Here is a 5,415-nt window from a genome sequence, read left to right as displayed (position 1 = left end):
ACACCGGCACACCGGCACACCGGCACACCGGCACACCGGCACACCGGCACACCGGGGACCTCGTCCGACGGGGCATTGCGCGCCACCGCTGATCGCCTGTCTCGCTGCAGTCGCTCGTACTGGTCCGCGAGCAACTCCGAGGACATCTCTGCACAATTCATGGGACCGCCGCACCTCTATCGAGAGGGCGACGGTCGATCGGTCGTGCAGTACTCCCGTACTCGCCCTGGATGCCGCCACGGCGGGCGGGTGCGGGTCGAATCGGCGCCGCAGCGCGCACGTCGTCGCCGGAGTGAGGTCCTCATTCACGTGTGGTGAATCCCGTGGCGCATCCGGTCTGTGTCACTGCCGTCTTCCGGCTGATCGTCGATACTGCGCACGGACGTGTGACACTGTGTCGGATCGAGGCGCGAAAACCGCGCGGCAGGTTCGCAAGTCCGGGGAGGAGATTTCTGTGCCCTGGGATTCGCACGACGAGGCGAAACCGTCGTACGTCATCGTGGTCGGCGGCTCGGCAGGCGGACTGGACGCGCTCACTGCGATGCTCGGCGCGGTAGAGGTGGGCCTGGGGTGGTGTGTCGTCATCGCGCAACACACGGCACCGACAGGGACGAGCGAGCTCGCTCACCTTCTGGACCGCGCGAGTGCACTGCACGTGGTCGAGGCGGCCGACGGTGACGACCTGCGCCCGGACACCGTGTTCGTCGCCCCACCGGGTCATGACATCGCGGTCCGCGAACGAAGCATCTCGATCGACGTCCCCGATCTGACCACGCGTCCCTGGCCGAGCATCGACCGCCTGTTCGTGTCCGCGGCGCAGGCGTTCGGGGATCGATCGGTGGCGGTCGTGTTGTCCGGCACGGGGAGCGATGGAGCGTCGGGGGTCGAGGCCGTCGAGTCGGCGGGTGGCGTCGTGGCGGTGCAGGAGCGGGCGACCGCCGCGTTCGACTCGATGCCGTCGGCGTCGTTCGCCACCGGGTCGGTGGACATCGAGGAAGCAGCTGCGGACATTCCCGGCGCGCTCGAACGTTTTCTCCGTGGCACTCCGCCCGACTCGCCGCCGTCCGAGGTCATCGGCACGGGCGTGGTCGACGACGTCGTGGCCGCGTTGTACGAGCAGAGTGGGCTCGATTTCTCGGGTTACAAGACCTCGACGCTGCAGCGGCAGATCATCCGCCGCCAGCGTCTGTCGGCCATCGCCGAGACTGCGCTCTACCTACAGCATCTCCGGCAGTCGCCGACCGAGGCCTCGGCGCTGGCCCGCGCCCTGCTGGTCACGGTCACTGCATTCTTCCGCGACCAGGGCGTGTGGAACGGGCTGCGCGAGCATCTGGACGCGGTCGTCTCCGCGTCGGAGGGTGGTCAGGTCCGGATGTGGGTGCCTGGATGCGCCACCGGACAAGAGGCGTACACCCTCGCCGTACTCGTCGCGGAAGCCCTGGCCGTACCGGATGTCGAACTGCCGCAACGGTTGAAGATCTTCGCCACCGATCTGGACGAGCGCGCACTGACGATCGCTCGGGTCGGGCGATACCCGATCGGCGAGCGGAATGCGTTGCCGGAGTACGCACGAGTGCGATGGACCCGTGATCTCGAGGGGGAGTTCGAGATCTCCCCAGTCTTACGGGAGTGCATTGTCTTCGCTCGACACAACGTGGCTTTCGATCCCCCGTTTCCCGATCTGAACATGATCTCGTTGCGCAACACGTTGATCTACTTTCAACCCCGGTTGCAGGAGCGGGCTCTGCAGCTGTGTCAGTTCGCTCTCAATCCCGGGGGACTGCTGCTGCTCGGGCAGAGTGAACGCGTACCGCGCACCGACGACGCCTTCGTCTCCGTCGACGCCGAGCGCAGACTGTATCGGCGACGGCAGAGTCCACGTGCCCTCGGCCTGCCGCTGAGCGGCATCGGGCACCCGGCCCGCGGGGCGAAGGTCGTCGATCGTGGAGACGTCTCACCGCGCTCGACAGCCGTCGGCGACCACTTCTACAGCGACATCGTCAAGGCGGTGGCGCCGTCGGCGCTGATCGTCGACGACCGAGCGGTACTCGTGGAGGTCATCGGCGACGTCACACCGTGGGTCGCCGTGAGCGAGGGGGTCCACAGCGGGCACGTCGTCGATCTGGTGAAGGACGACTACCGCGCGGCGGTGCGCGCGATGCTCAGTCAGCTCCGTTTCAGTGCGCCGCGCACGGTGACTCGGTCGATACGCAGCGACCGGGAGTCCGTTCGGATCTCGGTCACTCGCATCGACACCGCTGAAGGGAGGTCCGGTGCGGGCGCCATCATCGCCTTCCAGACCGAGGCCGAGGCCGATTCGCGGCCCGAGAACACACCCGGCGCCGACGTCGATGCGCCACCGGTGGAGGTGCGCGTCGAACTCGACACCGTGTACGACGCGCTGCAGGCGACTGTAGAGGACCTCAGCGCATCCAACGAGGAACTGCAGGCCCTCAACGAGGAGTTGCAAGCCTCCTCCGAGGAACTGCAGGCATCGTCGGAGGAGGTTCAGGCCTCGAACGAGGAACTCGAGGCGACCAACGAGGAACTCGTCACCCTCAATCAGGAACTCGCTGTCCGCGGCGCGGAACTGACCCGCGCGAACACCGACCTGGAGAATATTCAGAGCTCTCTGACGAACGGGCTCGTGCTGCTCGACCGGGATCTCCGCGTCACCCGGTACACCGCCCTGGCGGTGCGCTTGTTCTCCCTGATCCCCTCGGACGTGGGGCGCGAGCTGTCCGCGATACCGACCACCATCGCGATGCCCGGTCTGACCGACCTGCTCCTGCAGACTCTGGCGGGGGACTCGAGGATTCTCGAGTCGGGCGGCGACGGACGGGATCTACTGGTCCAGACCCAGCCGTACCGTGGGGACCACGAGGAGATTCTCGGGGTGATCGTCGTGGTCATCGACGTCACCGACATCACCGCCGAGCGCCGTGCCCGCGAACGCGCGCTGGCCAACCTCGAAGTCGTCACCGACTCGGTCCGCGAGACGGTGTGGCAACGGGACTCGTCCGGGGCGTTGACGTTGCTCACCCGCCGGGTCGAGGAGATGTACGGGCTCGATCGGGCCAGGGTCCTCGCCGACCCGTCGCTGTTGCTGATCGCCGTGCACCCCGCCGATCGCGACCGCGTGGCCGCCGTGTCCGCGTCCACGGCCCCTGACTGGCAGCTTCGGTACCGCATCGTTCGCCCGGACGGCACCGTCCGATGGATCGACGAATCGGCCGCTCGAATACAACCACCGGACGGATCGCCTCCGCTGCGCGTGGGGACCGCACTCGACGTCACCGAACAGCACGAACTCACCGAACAACTCGAGCGCCGCACCGAACTCGTGTCCGCCATGTTCGACTCGAGCTCGCTCGGACTACTCCTCGTCGACAGCGACGGGCGAATCGAGCGGAGCAGCCACGCGATCGAGGCGATGACCGGACATTCAGCAGACGCGCTGACCGGCCGCACGGTACTCAGCGTCCTTCCGCCGGACGACCGTGCCCTCGACGACGACGACACACAGAGCCGCCGGGTACTGCACGCGGACGGGCACAGCACACCGGCGACGATCGAGATCCTCCGGAGGGCCGGCAACGGCCGCACCGTGGTGGTCGTTCACGACAGTTCCCGGCTGCGCCATCTGAGTGCAGAGTTGGCCGCACGCGAGCAGTTCGACCACCAGACCGGGCTGCTCAACCGAGCGTTCTTCCGGGCCCAGGCCATGGAGATGGTCACGGCGGAGGGTGCCGCGTCCGCTGTGCTGTGGATCGACCTCGACGGATTCAAGGAGGTCAACGACCGACTCGGCCACCGGAACGGTGACCTCGTTCTCGGTGTCATCGCGACCAGACTCCAACGCGCCGCGCGCACCGATCAGCTCGTCGGCAGATTCGGTGGCGACGAGTTCGCGATGCTCGTGACCGGGGCCGACGACCTCGACACGCTGGACGGTCTCGTCCATCGAGTGCTCGCTGCCGTTCGTGAACCTGTCGTCATCGACGACGTCACCGCATTCGTCTCCGCCTCGATCGGAGTCGCCGTGCAGCCGGTCGACGGGACCACCGTCGACGACCTGCTCCACAACGCCGACGTCGCGATGTACTCGGCGAAACAGAACGGTCGAGATCGGGCGGTCTACTTCACGGCCGAGATGGACCACGACGCCGATGTCAGGGCGACCATCCGCCACCAGCTCGCATCCGCGGTCAGAGCGCACGAATTCGAACTGCACTATCAACCCATCCGGTCCATCTCCACGGGTGCGACAGTGATGGTCGAGGCCCTCATGCGGTGGCGGCGAGACGGTGAACTGGTCACCGCGAGCGAGTTCATCACCCTTGCGACCGAGACCGGTCAACTGCGCGCCCTCGGGCACCTCGCGCTGGACTGTCTCATCGACGACGTCGCGGCCCTGTACCGGCAATTCGGTGTCGACCACCCGCGAGTCGCGTTCAATCTCTCCGTCACCGAGCTCCGAGAACGCGAGCTGATGGACAGGCTGCTGTCCTGGCACCCGGACGCCGGCTTCGACAGGATCGTCATCGAGGTCACCGAGCACGTGACCCTGATACCCGGTGATCGCGCCTTCGGTGCGCTGACGTTGCTGCAGAGACTCGGAGCGACGATCAGCATCGACGACTTCGGTACCGGGTACTCGAACCTGGAGCTGCTCGGGCGACTGAGACCAGGAATCATCAAGATCGACCGCACCCTCACCGAACGTGCCGCCGAAGACGTTCGCGGCGAGCGGATCCTCGACGCAGCCGTGCGGCTCGCCCATGCACTCGAGGCCACCGCGGTCATCGAGGGCGTTGGTGATGCGAGGCTGTCCGCCGTCGCCGCCGCGACCGGTGCGGAGTTGGCGCAGGGGTACTACCACGGTCACCCCATGCCCTTGCTGGAGCTGATCGAGACGATCCGTGACGGCGGATGAAAGATCGCACCCAGCAGTCGCTTTCGGTCCAGCCGCATGCAGCACCAGCGATGCGTCAGCCGGCCGTGTGACACCGTCCGGCTCAGAGGTCGTCGAGATCGATCAGGCCGTCCTGCAGAGCGCGACCAGTGCCACTGTGGTGGGTGCTGGGCGCCCGACCGCCGCGTACTCCTGCCGGATACGCGTGAGATGCGGACGGCGAAGGACGTGACGCACCGAGGGGTGAGGACAGTACAGATGCAGGCCTGTGCGGATCCCCCGGTGCGACGTGCCGCGAATCGCGGACACACCGGGACAATCGTCACCTCGCGGTGAGTTCGCCGGGGCCTGGTCGAGGTCCCCGGCTAATCAGCGACCGGCAATCGACCTGAACCTGTCCGAAGTGTTCGAAGATCATGCCTCTTTCGGTGCAGTCGAGAATCAATCGAGTGGCTTCTTTCGGTGCGTCCCATTGCGGAAAGTGACCGCATCGCTCGAAC

General features: G+C 66.7%; 1 protein-coding gene. It reads left to right on the top strand.

Translation table 11 applies throughout. From position 1 onward, the window contains the following. Nucleotides 1-454: 454 nt before the first annotated feature. Nucleotides 455-4,936 carry an EAL domain-containing protein gene (locus QRN16_RS21765; protein ID WP_285190003.1) on the top strand — a complete coding sequence of 1,494 codons (4,482 nt, stop codon included), beginning with the start codon at nucleotides 455-457 and terminating at the stop codon, nucleotides 4,934-4,936. Nucleotides 4,937-5,415 lie beyond the last annotated feature (479 nt).

Source organism: Rhodococcus sp. MEB041, assembly GCF_030208955.1.
Lineage (GTDB): Bacteria > Actinomycetota > Actinomycetes > Mycobacteriales > Mycobacteriaceae > Rhodococcoides.
The sequence above is the reverse complement of the archived record's forward strand: the minus strand, read 5'-3'. Positions and strand labels throughout refer to the sequence as shown.